Raw genomic sequence first — 14160 nt, 5'->3', positions numbered from 1 at the left:
TTGCGCACCACGGCCATCGCCTTCGTGGAGGCGCACAAGGCCTGGACGCCGCTGATCGCGGGCGGCCTCGCCTTCTGCGAGTCGATCGCGGTCCTGTCGCTGTTCGTGCCGGCGACCGTGATCCTGATCGCCATCGGCGCGCTGGTGGGGGGCGCCGACATCGCATTCTGGCCGGTGGTCCTGGGGGCCGCCGTCGGCGCCGCTTTGGGCGACTGGATCTCCTACGAGGCGGGGCACTGGCTCGGGCCGGGGGCGAAGACCAAGTGGCCGCTGCGGCGCTACCCCGAACTGACCGCCAAGGCCGAGGCCTTCATCGGCCGGTGGGGCATCGCCGCGGTGGCGCTCGGGCGGTTCTTCGGGCCGGCGCGGGCGCTGGTGCCGCTGCTCGCCGGGATCCTGGGCCTGTCGCGGCTGCCGTTCCAGGCGGCCAACATCGCCTCCGCGCTCGTCTGGGCCTTCGTGCTCCTGGCGCCCGGGGCCGGGCTGCTGACCTGGCTCGACCGATGATCCGGCGCGACCGCTGATGCGCCGGTTCCCGCCGGAGCGGATCGTCTGCCTCACCGAGGAGACCGTCGAAACCCTGTACCTGCTGGGCGAGGAGGACAGGATCGTCGGCGTCTCGGGCTACGCGGTGCGCCCGCCCCGGGTCCGGAAGGAGAAGCCCCGGGTCTCGGCCTTCACCAGCGCCGACATCCTAAAAATCCTGGCGCTGGCGCCGGACCTCGTCCTGGCCTTCTCGGACCTCCAGGCCGACATCGTCGCCGACCTCGCCCGCGCGGGCGTGGCGGTCCACCTGTTCAACCAGCGCGATCTGTCCGGATGCCTCGCCATGGTGCGGACGCTCGGGGCTCTCGTGGGCGTTCCCGAACGGGCCGAGACCCTGGCGGCCGGCTTCGAGGCGCGACTCGCGGAGGCGGCGCGCGCTGTGCAGGATCGGCCAAAGCTGCGGGTCTATTTCGAGGAATGGGACGCGCCGATGATCTCCGGCATCGGCTGGGTCTCGGACCTGATCGCCCAGGCTGGCGGCCAGGACGTTTTTCCGGAGCTGAGCCGTCAGGCGGCCGCGAAGGACCGGATCGTTTCGCCCGAGCAGGTGGTCGCGGCCGCGCCCGAGGTGATCCTTGCCTCGTGGTGCGGGAAGCGGGTCAACATCGACCGGATCCGGGCGCGGCCGGGCTTTGCCGCGATCCCGGCGGTGCGGGACGGACGCATCCACGAGATCAAGTCGCCGCTGATCCTGCAGCCCGGGCCGGCCGCGCTCACCGACGGGTTCGACGCGATCCGGGCCTGCCTCGCGTGACTGCCGCGGGGTGACCCGCCGGGTGGGGTGATCCCGCGTCGCAGGTGACGGATGGCCTCCGGATCGGCAGGATGTGCCGATTCGGTACAGGTGCATCCCCCGCGATTGATGTCCGCTTCCCTCGGCCTTCCCGACTCCGCCCCCGCGGTCGTCGATGCGTTCCTGCCGCCCGACCGGCGGCAATCGCCCACGGCCCTGCGGATCCAGCGGGGCGTGCGCCGGCTGTTCTCCGAGATGGGCTGCGTCACGCTGCCGGAATTCTCCCTCGTGAACGGCCGCCGGGCCGACGTGATCGCGCTCTGCGGGGCGGGCAAGCTCACGATCGTGGAGATCAAGTCGAGCGTCGCCGACTTCCGCGCCGACCGGAAATGGCCGGATTACCGGGATTTCTGCGACCGGTTCTTCTTCGCGATCCCCGAAGACGTGCCGGAATCGCTGATCCCGGAGGAATGCGGCCTGATCGTCGCCGACGCCTACGGCGCCGGGATCCTGCGGGAGCCGCCGGAGCACCCGCTGAGCGGCGCCCGCCGCAAGGCCGTGACGCTGCGCTTCGCCCACAGCGCCGCGCGCATCCTCCACGCGCTGGCCGATCCGGGCGCGGTGCGGGAAGGGGCGCTGTAGGCTACACGCTCCGGTCCGATTCACGTCGAGGCGGGTGACATGAATGGCGATGTTACAGTGCATCTGCCGCATTCGCTGACGGATGCGGCCGAACGGATCGCGCGGGAGGGCGGAACGACGCTCGCCGCGTTCGTTGCGTCTGCTGTTGCCGAGAAGCTTTCGGCGATTCAATCGGCTGCGCTCCTTGCTGAACGTGGTCGACGCGCGGATTTGGAGGCCTTCGATCGCTTCATGAGCCGGCCGAACGGCTTTCCCCCAGCTCTCGATGATCGTCTGAACGACTGACGAGCCACCGTGGGACGGGCATCCGCGGTGAATTCGGACGCCGAGACTGGCGGCTCATCTCACAGGTACGGCCGGCGATGGACGTTGGGATCCGGGCTGGTGCGTCTGCGGTGGTATTCCACCGAGGATTGAAATCTGACTAGAACGGCTGCGCTTCCCTTGGATCCAGCGCCGAGCCCGATTGATCGATGACCTCAGTCGCCCTGTTCGAGCTGATCCTCGGCCTCCTCGGTGCGGCCCTGCTGCTGTCGCTTGTGGCGGGGCGGCTGGGCTTCCCGCCCGCCGCCGCCCTCGTGCTCGGCGGCATGGCGCTGGCCGTGGCGCCGGGCCTGCCGGCCTTCGATCTCGATCCGGACCTGATCATGGTCCTGTTCCTGCCGCCGCTCCTGCTCGAATCGGCCTACTTCACCGTCTGGCGCGACTTCCGGGCGAGTCTCGGCCCGATCCTGTCCCTGTCGCTCGGCGCCGTGGTGTTCACGACCCTGGTGGTCGGCCTCGTCGCCCACGCGGTTGTGCCGGCCCTGCCCTGGGCGGCCTGCTTCGCGCTCGGCGCCATCGTGTCGCCGCCGGATGCGGTCGCCGCCAAGGCGGTGCTCGCCCGGGTCGCCCTGCCCCGGCGGATGATCACGGTGCTGGAGGGCGAGAGCCTGGTGAATGACGCGTCCGGCCTCGTGCTCTACCGGCTCGCCGTGGCGGCGGCGCTGACCGGCAGCTTCAGCGCGTGGTCGGCGGCCGGCAGCTTCGCGTGGCTCGCGGTAGCGGGCGTCACGATGGGGCTCGTCTGCGGCTTGGCGGTGAACACACTGGTGCGGCGGCTGCACGATGCCAACGCCATCACGGTGCTGAGCTTCCTGGCCTCCTACGCCGCCTATCTCGCGGCCGAGGAGGTCCACGCCTCCGGGGTGCTCGCCGTGGTGACCTGCGGCCTGATGATGGGCGGGCGGGAGCACGAGACCTTCGACGCCCAGGCGCGCCGTCACGCCGTGGCGGTGTGGCAATTCGTGGTCTTCGTGCTGGAGGCGCTGGTCTTCGTGCTGATCGGGCTGGCGCTCCGTGGCGTGCTGGCTCGGACAGGCGGTGAGTTCGGATCGCTCGCGGCGGGGCTGCCCCTGGCGCTCGCCGTCACGGCGGCCTGCGTGGTCGCCCGTCTGGTCTGGGTGTTTCCCGCCGTCTACCTCCGGCGGACCCTGTCGGCGCGAGTGCGCGCGGAGGAGCCGCCGCCGAACCCCGCAGTGCCGTTGATCGTCGGCTGGGCCGGGATGCGCGGGGTGGTGACGCTGGCGGCCGCCCTGGCGCTGCCGGTGGATTTCCCGGGCCGCGACGCGATCCTGCTGGCAGCCTTCGTGGTGATCCTGTTCACGGTGCTGGTCCAGGGGACGACGCTGGGATCGCTGATCCGCCGGCTGCGGCTCGATCCCACCACGGATCTGCCCGACGGCCATCTCGACGCGCCCATGGCCCGGGTGGTGGTCAACGAGGCGGGCCTCGCCGCGCTCGAGGGATTGGTGTTTCCTGAAACCGGGTCACCGCAGCATCCGCGGCTTGTGGAGGAATACCGCCGCCGGGTCCGGGCCACCGCCCGGGACCGCGACGAGCGGAAAGCCCTCGCGGCCGAGAAGACCGAGCACTTCGCCGCCGCACTGCTCGCCGTGCGTTCAGGCCGGTCGGCGCTGATCGACCTGCACCGGCAGAACCGAATCCACAGTTCGGTGCTGCGTCAGCTCGAGACGGAGATCGATCTGGAGGAACTCCACCTCAAGCGCTTGGCCGGAACCGCGCCGGCCCACGGCTGAGTCTGCTGTCTGCCCTCAGTGAGCGGCGCAGCCATCCGCCGGCTGGCCGTAGCCGCTGTAGACCACCCGCACCTTGCGGGCGCAGCCCGCCCCGGCCTTCGGCGCGAGAGTCACCGGGGAGACCTCCACCGGCTCGACCCGCAGGGTCGCGGCGATCGGCTGGTCCTCGGCGGTCGCGAGCGCGCGGCTGGCGCTCATCACGAACGGCGTGGCAACCAGAGATGAGACGGCAAGCGCGGCCAGGACGGCGATGTTCTTGCGGCCGAAAGTGTTAACGGTGCGGTTGGTGCGCATGGCTGGTCGTCCGACGTATTCCGTTCGGCAGCGCTGAGGTGCCGAGATCCCCTTTTGCGCTGATAACTTGGCCGTCAGCTCGGCGGTTCCGGGTTATTGCCCAAAAACCGCCACGCTTGGGTGTCGCCGCGCACGTCGGTGCAGATGTCAGAACAGCTTGCGGTACTGCACGAAGCCGGACTTCTCGGCGATGCGATCGTAGAGTTGCATCGCGTCCGCGTTGGTCTCGTGCGTCAGCCAATGGACGCGCGCGCATCCGGCGGCCTTCGCGGCCGCGTAGACGTGCTCGATCAGCCGCCGGCCGATCCCGAGGCCGCGGGTCCCGTCCGCCACGAACAGGTCCTGCAGGTAGCAATAATCGCCGACCGTCCAGGCCGAGCGATGACGGATGTGATGGACGAGACCGACCGCCTCGGCGCCGCGCCACGCCAGGGCGCCGTCGACCGGCTCGGCTGGATCGTTGAGGCGGGCCCAGGTCGTGTCGGTGACCGCCTCGGAGAGGTCGACCTTGTAGAAGGCCTGATAGCCGCGCCAGAGCGGCAGCCACGCCGCCCGGTCGCCGGGGCCGATCGGGCGGATCGTGAGGGCGGTCGTATCGGCGTCCATGGTGTCCTCCGGGTGCAGATCTGCGGGATCGGATCACCATCCGGCCCGGACGCGCAAGCCGGGCGGTCTTGCATTGGTCACCTTGCACCCCCGCCCGCCCGCACCTAAACCGGCCCGCCGGCGGTCCGAGCCGCCGCACGAGCCCGAGCCTTCGCCCCCATGTCCGAAAAAAAATCCTTCCAGGGTCTGATCCTGACGCTTCAGGAATTCTGGGCGGCGCAGGGCTGCGTGATTCTCCAGCCCTACGACATGGAGGTCGGCGCCGGCACGTTCCATCCGGCCACGACCCTGCGGGCGCTCGGCCCGAAGCCGTGGAAGGCGGCCTATGTCCAGCCGTCGCGCCGGCCCAAGGACGGCCGCTACGGCGAGAACCCCAACCGGCTCCAGCACTATTACCAATTCCAGGTGATCCTGAAGCCGAACCCGCCCAACCTGCAGGAGCTCTACCTCGCCTCGCTCAGGGCCATCGGGGTCGACCTGACGCTCCACGACATCCGCTTCGTCGAGGACGATTGGGAGAGCCCGACGCTCGGCGCCTGGGGCCTCGGCTGGGAGTGCTGGTGCGACGGGATGGAGGTCAGCCAGTTCACCTATTTCCAGCAGGTCGCGGGCTTCGAGTGCGCGCCGGTGGCGGGCGAATTGACCTACGGGCTGGAGCGGCTCGCCATGTACGTCCAGGGCGTCGAGAACGTCTACGATCTCGATTTCAACGGCGCCGAGGGCCCGGACCGGGTCACCTACGGCGATGTGTTCCTGCAGGCCGAGCAGGAATATTCCCGCCACAACTTCGAGGCGGCCGACACCGCCATGCTGTTCCGGCAATTCACCGACGCCGAGGCTGCCTGCCGGACCTATCTCGATGCGGGCGAACCGGAGGCCGGCGCCAACAGCCAGCGCCACCGGATGGCGCAGCCGGCCTACGACCAGTGCATCAAGGCGAGCCACGTCTTCAATTTGCTCGACGCGCGCGGCGTGATCTCCGTGACCGAACGCCAGAGCTACATCCTACGGGTCCGGGAACTGGCCAAGGCCTGCGGCGCGGCGTGGTTGAGGACGGCCGCCGGGGGCGCGTGAGGCGGCGCGGCCTACAGCGGATAGGCCGTGCAGAAGTATCGGCGCGGGTCGTCGGGCTTCGATTGCCAGACGGAGCGAAACAGCGGGTTGCTGCCGTCGGGGGTCTCGAGGGGACCCTCGTAGACGTATTTGCGTCCGTAGGCGTCATCGACCTCTCGCACCAGCTGGCTCGGGCGCGCATGGCTGAACAGGGCAGCAATGAGCAGGGAGCCGCTGGCTTGCGTGAAGCCGCAAGCCAGCAGAACACGGGCCTTGTGACGGCCTTTTCGGTGATCGAGATTGAGCAGGTAGCCGTGGATCTTGGACTCGGCGATTGTCAGATCGGGAGTCCAGTCGCCGTGATCGTCAGTCACCTGCGTCAGACCGCACGCAGGGCGTCCGCCTGAACCGTCGCGTTGCCGACGACCGGCTCATCGAACTCGACCTCGTAGGCCTCGCCGTCGCCCCAGACACCGACAATGGTGCCTTCCGCCCCTGCAGGAACCGTCACGCCGTCATCGGTCACCACGTCCCGCAGCAGTGCGACCACGCTCAACTCGGCGAGGCCCTGTGGCTGCGTGACTGGCGCACGCGACTGATACAGCGTGTCGAACGACATGCTGTATCATGTGCGCACCGTCGGCGCTCGCGCAAGACCGATCCGGTTCGCCGCTGCGTCCCGGCGGAGCCCCTGGCGCCCTCGCGCGTTGCAACCCCCGCCAACCGGCGCGCTCCGGCGCGTCCGCAGACGCGGGAAACACCTGATGAAGAAGACCCTCCTCGCCCTCAGCCTCCTCGGATTCGGCCTCGCCCCCGCGCTGGCGGCCGATCCCGGCCCGGAGGCCGTCGTGAAGAAGCTCTACGCCGAGCCGCACTCGAATCACTCCGCGGTCTACTCGAAGCGCCTCCAGGGCCTGTTCGACGCCGACGCCAAGCAGGCCAACGGCGCCACCGGCAACCTGGATTTCGACTTTCGCCTCAACGGCGAGCCCCTGAAGCCCGACACGGTGAAGAACCTCACCTTCAAGGAGGCCACGGAGGGCAAGGACCAAGCGAAGGTCACGGTGGAGCGCAAGGGCGGCGACGGCTCCAAGGCGATCGTCTACGATCTCGTGCGCGAGGATGGCGGCTGGAAGGTCTCCGACGCCCACGCGATCGGCGACCGCAAGTGGCAGCTCTCGACCATCCTCAAGGGCGAGGCGCGCTGAGGCGGATCCCCGGCCCTCGACAGGGGTGCAACGCGGCGATATGGCCGCGCCATGCCCGACCTCCTGCTCGAACTCCGCTCGGAAGAGATCCCCGCCCGCATGCAGCGGCGCGCGGCTGAGGATCTCAAGAAGCTCGTCACCGACGCACTGGTGGCGCGCGGCTTCCTGTACGAGGGCGCCAAGGCGTTCTCGACCCCACGCCGGCTCGCCCTCCACATCGCCGGCCTGCCCGCCCGGGGCGAGGCGGTGCGCGAGGAGCGCCGGGGCCCGCGGGTCGGCGCACCCGAGGCGGCGGTCCAAGGCTTCCTGAAGGGCGCGGGGCTGGCGAGCCTCGATCAGGCCACGACGGTTACCGATCCCAAGAAGGGCGAGTTCTACCTCGCGGTGATCGAGCGCCCCGGTCGCGAGACGCTGGACGTCCTGGCCGAACTCCTGCCCGAGATCATCAAGAATTTCCCCTGGCCGAAATCCATGCGCTGGGGTGCGGCCTCGGCCGAGCCGGGCGCCTTGCGCTGGGTGCGCCCGCTGCAATCGATCGTCGCCACCTTCGGGCCGGAGACCGAGACGCCGGAGGTCGTGGCGTTCTCGGTCGGCGGGATCGCGGCCGGCACCACGACCTACGGCCACCGCTTCCTCGCCCCCGAGGCGATCGAGGTGCGCCGGTTCGACGACTACATCCAGGCGCTGGAACGGGCGAAGGTCATCCTCGATCCCGAGCGGCGCAAGGACGTGATCCTGCACGACGCCCGCGACCTCGCCTTCGCCCGGGGTCTCGACCTCGTGGAGGATGAGGGCCTGCTGGACGAGGTCTCGGGCCTCGTGGAATGGCCGGTGGTGCTGATGGGCTCGTTCGACGACGCCTTCCTCGACATCCCCGCCGAGGCGATCCGCGCGACGATCCGGGCGAACCAGAAGTGCTTCGTGCTGCGCAAGGGCGGCTCGGAGGATCTGGCCCCGGCCTTCATCCTGGTCTCGAACCTCGTGGCTTCGGATGGCGGGCAGGCGATCACCGCCGGCAACGAGCGGGTGGTGCGGGCGCGCCTGTCGGACGCGAAATTCTTCTGGGAGACCGACAAGGCGATCCGTCTGGAAGATCGGCTGCCCAAGCTCGATACGATCGTCTTCCACGAGAAGCTCGGCACGCAGGGCGAGCGGATCGCCCGCATCGCCGCCTTGGCCAAGGAACTCGCGCTGGTGGTCGGCGCGGATCCGGCGCTCGCCGAGCGCGCGGCGCGCCTCGCCAAGGCCGATCTCGTCACCGAGATGGTCGGTGAGTTTCCGGAGTTGCAGGGGCTGATGGGGCGCAAATACGCGGCGCTTCAGGGCGAGCACTCGAGCGTCTGCGCGGCGCTCGAGGAGCATTATAAGCCGGTTGGTCCCTCGGATCGGGTGCCGAGCGATCCGGTGTCCATCGCGGTGGCGCTTGCCGACAAGCTCGACACGTTGGTGGGCTTTTGGTTCATCAACGAAAAGCCCACCGGCAGCAAGGATCCGTTCGCTCTGCGAAGGGCAGCTCTCGGCGTGATCCGAATCGTGGTCGAGAATGGATTGCGGCTCAAGTTGTCTGAGCATGCATTCAATGCATACAAACGTTTGGTCTCCGCGGTCACTGGAGAAGGAACGGAGAGCGAGGCCTTTCCGCGGATCTTCAATGCCTCGGACGGTAATCTCCTCGGCTTCTTCGCCGACCGCCTCAAAGTCTACCTCCGCGATAAGGGCGCTCGCCACGACCTGATCGACGCCGTCTTCGCCCTGCCCGGCCAAGACGACCTGCTGATGGTTGTCCGCCGGGTCGAGGCGCTCGGACAATTCCTCGACACCGAGGACGGAAAGAACCTGCTGGCCGGCTACAAGCGCGCGGCCAACATTCTGCGCATAGAGGAGAAGAAGGACGGCCGCGCCTACGATTCCGAACCCGATGCCGCCCTCGCGGCAGCAGGCGAGCCGGCCGAACGGGCGCTCGCCGAGGCCCTGGCGAAGGCGCGGGAAACCGCTTCGGCGGCCGTAACCCGAGAGGATTTCGCCGGGGCCATGCAGGCGCTCTCGACGCTGCGGGCGCCGGTGGACGCGTTCTTCCAGGACGTCACCGTCAACGCCCCTGATCCGAAGCTTCGCGAGAACCGCCTGCTGCTGCTCAACGCGCTGCGCGCCGCAACGCGGGAGGTGGCGGAGTTCGCCAAGATCGAGGGGTAAGACGCGACGCCCTTGCTCCCCCCTGCGCCCTCATCCTGAGGCGCCGGAGCGTAGCGGAGGCCTCGAAGGATGGCTCCAGGGATCGGTACGGCTTCTGGAGGGCTCCTTCGAGGCTCGCTGCGCTCGCACCTCAGGATGAGGTGGTTTGATGGGAGTGCGAGCCCACCGCCCTCACCCGTGATCGTGCCCGGTATGATCCTCGGCCTCCGGCAGGCTCAGCCCGAAATGGCTCACCAGATCGGCCACCTGCCCAGGGCTCAACTGCCGCGGGTTGAGATTGCGAAGTAGCAAATACAGCTTGGCGGTCTCTTCCAATTCCTCGGTGGCGAAGACCGCGCCCTCCAGACTGTCGCCGGCCACCACCGGGCCGTGATTGGCGAGCAACACCGAACTGTACTTCCCGGCCAGCCCCCGGATCGCGTCCGCCACGGCCGGGTCGCCGGGGCGGTAATAGGGCACCAGCGCCGTGCCGCCGGTGCGCATCAGGTAGTAGGGCGTCAGCGGCGGCAGCACCTGCCACGGGTCGATCTCCGGCAGCATCGACACCGCCACCGCATGGGTCGAGTGCAGGTGGACGATGGCCTTGGCCTCGCTCCGGCTCTCGTAGAGCGCGCTGTGCAGCGGGATCTCCTTGGTGGGCTTGTCGCCCGAGACGAGACGCCCCTGCTCGTCCAGCCGCGAGATCCGTGCCGGGTCGAGGAAGCCGAGCGAGGCGTTGGTCGGCGTCACCAGCCAGCCGCCGTCGGGCAGGCGCAGCGAGATGTTGCCCGACGAGCCCGGCGTCAGGCCCCGCTCGAACAGCGAGCGGCCGTAGCGGCAGATCTCCTCGCGCAGCCGGCTCTCGTCGCTCATGCGGTCGCTCCCTCGATCAGCTCGAATCCGAGATCGATTTTTTTCGGGCCTTCGCCGGTCAGGCAAGCGGCGGCCTGGCGGCCGATCTCCAGGCGCGGCGTGCGCACCGTCGACAGGGGCTGGGGCATCGCGGCCGCGAAGTCGAGCCCGTTGAAGCCGAACAGCGCCAGCCGCCCCGGCACCGCCAGCCCCGCCGCCAGGCAGGCGAAATAGCCGCCGAGCGCCATGTCGTCGTTGGAGAAGTAGACCGCATCGAGGTCGGAAACGCGCGCCAGCAGCGCCTCCAGCCCCGCCCGGCCCGAAGCCGGCGAGGACGGCCCCGGCCGGATTTCTTTGGCCTCAAGCCTCAGACCCGCTTCCCCCAGGGCATGCTCGAACCCGGCCAGCCGCTTGCCCGCCCGGAGATCGATCGTGAGGTCGTGGCCGAGATAGGCGATCCGCCGGTAGCCCCGCGCGATGAGGTGGCGGGCGCTCGCCGCCCCGACGGCCCGGTTGGAGAAGCCGACGACCGCGTCGATCCCCGCCCCGTCCGTGTCGATCATCTCGACCACGCGCACGCCCCCGGCCTTCGCCAAGGCGACGGTTCCGGGATTGTGCTCCAGCCCGGTGAGCAGCACCGCCGCCGGGCGCCAGGACAGGAGCGCGGCAACCAGCGCCTCCTCCCGGTCCGGATCGTAGTCGCTGACCCCGATCACGCAGGGGATGCCCTCGACGTCGAGCGCCGCCGTCAGCCCGCGCAGCAGATCGGGGAAGACCACGTTGGCGAGCGATGGGATCACGACGCCGACGAGCCGCGCGCTCGCCCCCTGCCCCGCCAAGCTGCCGGCCAGCCGGTTCGGCACGTAGCCCAGGCGGGCGACCGCCTCCGCCACCCGCTCGCCGGCGCGCTTGGAATAGGAACCGTGGTTGCGCAGGACCCGCGAGACCGTGCTCTCGCCGACGCCCGCCGCGCGGGCGACATCGGTGAGGGTGACGAGCCGCCCCGGCGGCTGGATGTCGTCCATGGCCCCGCTTCTCCCGGCGCGGTTTTCTTATGCGATGACAGCGCCCAGTGGCCGAACGGATCCGGTCGGGCGCGGGTCCCTCCTCCCGTGCGGGCTCCGATGTTCACACAACTGCGCCGACACTCTCTCCTCCCCCCTGCGGGGAGGAGTTGGAGGTGGGGGTGGTGCAGGATCAGGCGTGGCGGTGCCTTCTGCTCCACCCCTGACCCCTCCCCGCAAGGGGGAGGGAAAAGCGCGTTCTCCTGAGAGCTTTCAGCCTCGGAGCGAGACGTGTGAATTCGCAAGCCCGCACGGGAGAGAGGGCGCGTTGCGACACCTGACATAGCCGCCTGCATTATCTCGCACAACCGGATTGGCAGCGCTGCCAAACTGCGTTATCGCTCCGCGCAACGTCGCCATCGAGCGGCGAAGACCACTATTCGTCCGGACGCGGGATCGTGCGGACCAGGGAGAACGCCCATGCCGGTCCAAGCCGCCCCGCTCGGGGGCGCCACCGCACAAGCGGACGACAAGACCTTCGCCGACCGCACCTACGCGAAGGTGTTCTGGCGCCTCGTGCCGTTCCTGATGCTCTGCTACGTGGTGGCGTATCTCGACCGGGTGAATGTCGGCTTCGCCAAGCTCCAGATGTCCCAGGAGCTGAAGTTCTCCGAGACAGTCTACGGGCTCGGCGCCGGGATCTTCTTCCTCGGCTATTTCCTGTTCGAGGTGCCGTCGAACGTGATCCTGCATCGGGTCGGCGCCCGGGTCTGGATCGCCCGGATCATGGTCACCTGGGGGATCATCTCCGGCGCCTTCGTGTTCGTGAACTCCGAATGGAGCTTCTACGGGATGCGCTTCCTGCTCGGGCTGGCCGAGGCCGGCTTCTATCCGGGCGTGATCCTCTACACGACCTCGTGGTTCCCCGCCCATCGCCGGGCCAAGGTGATCGCGGTGTTCATGGCGGCGATCCCGATCTCCGGGATCTTCGGCAACCCGCTCTCCGGCTGGATCATGGACGCGCTCAACGGCACCCACGGCCTGTCCGGCTGGCAGTGGATGTTCCTGATCGAGGCGGTGCCGGCGGTGCTGATCGGCGTCGCCGTGTTCCTCTACCTCGACAATCGCCCGTCCGAGGCGAAGTGGCTGACCGACGCCGAGAAGCAGCTTCTCGAGCGCGACATCGCGGCTGACAACCAGGGCAAGGAGACGAGCCCGCACTCGATCGCCACGGTGTTCCGCAACGGCCGCGTGTGGTTCATGAGCCTGATCTACTTCGCCTTCGTGACCGGCCAGTACGGGCTGACCTTCTGGATGCCGACCATCGTCAAGGCGTCCGGCGTGCAGGGCAACTTCAACATCGGCCTGATCAGCGCGATCCCGTTCCTGTGCGCGGCGGTGGTGATGGTCCTGCTGGGCCTCTCCGCCGACCGGATGCGCGAGCGGCGCTGGCACCTGATCATCCCGGCGCTGATCGGGGCGGTGGGCTTCGTGGTTTCGGCCAATGCCGGCTCGACCACGGTGGCGGTGGCGGCGCTCTCGGTGGCGGCGGCCGGGGTGCTGACCTGCTCGCCCCTGTTCTGGTCGCTGCCCACGGCGTTCCTGAGCGGCGCAGGCGCGGCGGCCGGGATCGCGCTGATCAACTCGGTGGGGAATCTGGCGGGTTTCGTCAGCCCCTACGTGATCGGGGCCCTGCGCGACGCCACCGGCAGCACCGCCACCGGCCTCTACGCACTGGCCGTGATGCTGGTGGTCGGCTCGATCTGCGTGTTCGTGACGCCGGCCCGGATGGTCAACCGCTGAGGCCTTTCCCCTCCCCACAAGGGGGAGGAGAGCGCGTCGAGCTTGATGACGGGGCGCATGAGATACCGCCTGTGGAATTCAAGAGGCCTCCCATGACCACCGACACCCCCACCCGCCGCGCCGCGGTGATCGGCCTGGGCTCCATGGGCTCCGGCATGGCTGGCACGCTCCTGCGGGCGGGGTTTTCCGTCGCCGCCTGCGATGTGAACCCGGAGGCGGTGGCGCGCTTTGAAGCGGCCGGCGGCCGGGGAGCCCCGAACCCGGCCGAGGCGGCGCGGGACGCCGACGTGGTGGTGAGCGTGGTGGTCAACGCCGCCCAGACCGAGGCGGTGCTGTTCGGCGAGGCCGGCGCCGCGGCCGCGATGCCGGGGGGCGCGGTGTTCGTCTCCTCCGCCACCATGGACCCGGCTGTCGCGCGCACCCTGGCGGCCCGGCTGGAGGCCACCGGCCGCCACTTCCTCGACGCCCCGATGAGCGGCGGCGCCGCCCGCGCGGCCGACGGTGGCCTGACCTTCCTGGCCTCGGGCTCGGCGGCCGCCTTCGCGAAGGCGCGGCCCGCCCTCGATGCCATGGCGGGCACGCTCTACGAACTCGGCGATGCGGCCGGCCAGGGCGCGGCCTTCAAGATGATCAACCAACTGCTCGCGGGCGTCCACATCGCCGCCGCCTGTGAGGCGATGGCGTTCGCGGCCAAGCAGGGCCTCGACTTGCGGCGCGTCTACGAGGTGATCACGAAATCCGCTGGCAGTTCCTGGATGTTCGAGAACCGGGTGCCCCACATCCTCGATGCGGATTACAGCCCGAAGAGCGCGGTCGACATCTTCGTCAAGGATCTCGGCATCGTACAGGACATGGCGCGGGCGGAAAAATACCCGGTTCCGGTGGCGGCCGCGGCTCTGCAGATGTTCCTGATGGCGTCGGGCGCGGGCATGGGCCGGGACGATGACGCCTCCGTGGCGCGGCTCTACGCGCAGGTCTCGGGCGCGACGCTGCCGGGGAAGGCGTAACGCTTGGCAACGGCCTGTCCCATCTACGTCCTCCTCCTGAGGTGCCGGAGCGCGGCGCAGGCCTCGAAGGAGGGATCCAGGGATCGCGCGGTCTGCTGGAGTGCTCCTTCGAGGCGGCTTCGCCGCACCTCAGGATGAGGTGGATTGATTGGATGAAGGTCC

The 14160-nt window shown here is 69.4% G+C and carries 16 protein-coding genes; 10 read left to right on the top strand and 6 right to left on the bottom strand.

Annotated features, from left to right (window positions below; translation table 11 throughout):
• From OXS27_RS21920 to OXS27_RS21900, 5 genes are all read left to right on the top strand, one after another.
• Positions 1–507 (top strand): DedA family protein (locus tag OXS27_RS21920; protein ID WP_267358665.1); only part of this gene is annotated, 507 nt, incomplete at its 5' end.
• Between the two features lie 16 nt (positions 508–523).
• On the top strand, positions 524–1300 hold the full coding sequence (locus OXS27_RS21915) for a cobalamin-binding protein (RefSeq protein ID WP_267358664.1): 777 nt from the start codon (positions 524–526) through the stop codon (positions 1298–1300).
• 108 nt (positions 1301–1408) lie between these two features.
• Positions 1409–1921 (top strand): MmcB family DNA repair protein, encoded by a 513-nt coding sequence (locus OXS27_RS21910; RefSeq protein WP_267358663.1) that lies wholly within the window; start codon positions 1409–1411, stop codon positions 1919–1921.
• A 39-nt stretch (positions 1922–1960) separates the two neighbouring features.
• Positions 1961–2206, top strand: a complete 246-nt coding sequence (locus OXS27_RS21905; protein WP_243926496.1) for a toxin-antitoxin system HicB family antitoxin — start codon at positions 1961–1963, stop codon at positions 2204–2206.
• Between the two features lie 188 nt (positions 2207–2394).
• Positions 2395–3999, top strand: a complete 1605-nt coding sequence (locus OXS27_RS21900) for a Na+/H+ antiporter (RefSeq protein ID WP_267358662.1) — start codon at positions 2395–2397, stop codon at positions 3997–3999.
• Positions 4000–4014: 15 nt separating this feature from the next.
• Here the strand turns inward: OXS27_RS21900 and OXS27_RS21895 are convergent, their stop codons facing one another.
• Both OXS27_RS21895 and OXS27_RS21890 read right to left on the bottom strand, forming a co-directional pair.
• Positions 4015–4293 carry a hypothetical protein gene (locus tag OXS27_RS21895; protein ID WP_267358661.1) on the bottom strand — a complete coding sequence of 93 codons (279 nt, stop codon included), beginning with the start codon at positions 4291–4293 and terminating at the stop codon, positions 4015–4017.
• A gap of 147 nt (positions 4294–4440) precedes the next feature.
• A complete protein-coding gene (locus OXS27_RS21890) occupies positions 4441–4899 on the bottom strand; it encodes a GNAT family N-acetyltransferase (RefSeq protein ID WP_243926490.1) in 459 nt (152 codons plus the stop codon).
• Positions 4900–5058: 159 nt separating this feature from the next.
• Between OXS27_RS21890 and OXS27_RS21885 the strand changes: the two genes are divergently transcribed.
• Entirely contained in the window at positions 5059–5973 is a 915-nt protein-coding gene (locus tag OXS27_RS21885; protein ID WP_267358660.1) for a glycine--tRNA ligase subunit alpha, read from the top strand.
• A gap of 11 nt (positions 5974–5984) precedes the next feature.
• Here OXS27_RS21885 and OXS27_RS21880 read toward each other — a convergent pair whose 3' ends face one another.
• Both OXS27_RS21880 and OXS27_RS21875 read right to left on the bottom strand, forming a co-directional pair.
• A complete protein-coding gene (locus OXS27_RS21880; RefSeq protein WP_267358659.1) occupies positions 5985–6326 on the bottom strand; it encodes a DUF6883 domain-containing protein in 342 nt (113 codons plus the stop codon).
• A gap of 5 nt (positions 6327–6331) precedes the next feature.
• Positions 6332–6571 (bottom strand): DUF4926 domain-containing protein, encoded by a 240-nt coding sequence (locus tag OXS27_RS21875; RefSeq protein ID WP_267358658.1) that lies wholly within the window; start codon positions 6569–6571, stop codon positions 6332–6334.
• 145 nt (positions 6572–6716) lie between these two features.
• On the opposite strand from OXS27_RS21875, the gene OXS27_RS21870 reads away from it, so the two are divergent.
• Entirely contained in the window at positions 6717–7160 is a 444-nt protein-coding gene (locus tag OXS27_RS21870; RefSeq protein WP_267358657.1) for a hypothetical protein, read from the top strand.
• A 51-nt stretch (positions 7161–7211) separates the two neighbouring features.
• The gene (glyS, locus tag OXS27_RS21865) at positions 7212–9353 is read left to right on the top strand and encodes a glycine--tRNA ligase subunit beta (RefSeq protein WP_267358656.1); all 2142 of its coding nucleotides are present in this window, start codon (positions 7212–7214) and stop codon (positions 9351–9353) included.
• A 171-nt stretch (positions 9354–9524) separates the two neighbouring features.
• Here the strand turns inward: glyS and OXS27_RS21860 are convergent, their stop codons facing one another.
• Positions 9525–10205: an aldolase gene (locus OXS27_RS21860; RefSeq protein WP_267358655.1), complete on the bottom strand. Its 681-nt coding sequence runs from the start codon at positions 10203–10205 to the stop codon at positions 9525–9527.
• The gene (locus tag OXS27_RS21855; protein ID WP_267358654.1) at positions 10202–11209 is read right to left on the bottom strand and encodes a LacI family DNA-binding transcriptional regulator; all 1008 of its coding nucleotides are present in this window, start codon (positions 11207–11209) and stop codon (positions 10202–10204) included. Before OXS27_RS21855 ends, OXS27_RS21860 begins: the two co-directional genes overlap by 4 nt.
• 459 nt (positions 11210–11668) lie before the next feature.
• Between OXS27_RS21855 and OXS27_RS21850 the strand changes: the two genes are divergently transcribed.
• Positions 11669–12991: an MFS transporter gene (locus tag OXS27_RS21850; RefSeq protein WP_243916321.1), complete on the top strand. Its 1323-nt coding sequence runs from the start codon at positions 11669–11671 to the stop codon at positions 12989–12991.
• A 92-nt stretch (positions 12992–13083) separates the two neighbouring features.
• A complete protein-coding gene (ltnD, locus tag OXS27_RS21845) occupies positions 13084–13998 on the top strand; it encodes an L-threonate dehydrogenase (RefSeq protein ID WP_267358653.1) in 915 nt (304 codons plus the stop codon).
• Positions 13999–14160 lie beyond the last annotated feature (162 nt).

The organism is Methylobacterium sp. GC_Met_3 (assembly GCF_026540775.1).
Classification (GTDB): domain Bacteria; phylum Pseudomonadota; class Alphaproteobacteria; order Rhizobiales; family Beijerinckiaceae; genus Methylobacterium.
This window is presented reverse-complemented; position numbering and strand designations above follow the sequence as displayed.

Bases quoted from the DNA above. Each gene is read 5' to 3' on its own strand.
- OXS27_RS21905 (WP_243926496.1), top strand. From the start codon at position 1,961: ATGAATGGCGATGTTACAGTGCATCTGCCGCATTCGCTGACGGATGCG.
- glyS (WP_267358656.1), top strand. From the start codon at position 7,212: ATGCCCGACCTCCTGCTCGAACTCCGCTCGGAAGAGATCCCCGCCCGC.
- ltnD (WP_267358653.1), top strand. From the start codon at position 13,084: ATGACCACCGACACCCCCACCCGCCGCGCCGCGGTGATCGGCCTGGGC.
- OXS27_RS21910 (WP_267358663.1), top strand. From the start codon at position 1,409: ATGTCCGCTTCCCTCGGCCTTCCCGACTCCGCCCCCGCGGTCGTCGAT.
- OXS27_RS21895 (WP_267358661.1), bottom strand. From the start codon at position 4,293: ATGCGCACCAACCGCACCGTTAACACTTTCGGCCGCAAGAACATCGCC.
- OXS27_RS21900 (WP_267358662.1), top strand. From the start codon at position 2,395: ATGACCTCAGTCGCCCTGTTCGAGCTGATCCTCGGCCTCCTCGGTGCG.
- OXS27_RS21870 (WP_267358657.1), top strand. From the start codon at position 6,717: ATGAAGAAGACCCTCCTCGCCCTCAGCCTCCTCGGATTCGGCCTCGCC.
- OXS27_RS21850 (WP_243916321.1), top strand. From the start codon at position 11,669: ATGCCGGTCCAAGCCGCCCCGCTCGGGGGCGCCACCGCACAAGCGGAC.
- OXS27_RS21890 (WP_243926490.1), bottom strand. From the start codon at position 4,899: ATGGACGCCGATACGACCGCCCTCACGATCCGCCCGATCGGCCCCGGC.
- OXS27_RS21885 (WP_267358660.1), top strand. From the start codon at position 5,059: ATGTCCGAAAAAAAATCCTTCCAGGGTCTGATCCTGACGCTTCAGGAA.
- OXS27_RS21875 (WP_267358658.1), bottom strand. From the start codon at position 6,571: ATGTCGTTCGACACGCTGTATCAGTCGCGTGCGCCAGTCACGCAGCCA.
- OXS27_RS21860 (WP_267358655.1), bottom strand. From the start codon at position 10,205: ATGAGCGACGAGAGCCGGCTGCGCGAGGAGATCTGCCGCTACGGCCGC.
- OXS27_RS21915 (WP_267358664.1), top strand. From the start codon at position 524: ATGCGCCGGTTCCCGCCGGAGCGGATCGTCTGCCTCACCGAGGAGACC.
- OXS27_RS21855 (WP_267358654.1), bottom strand. From the start codon at position 11,209: ATGGACGACATCCAGCCGCCGGGGCGGCTCGTCACCCTCACCGATGTC.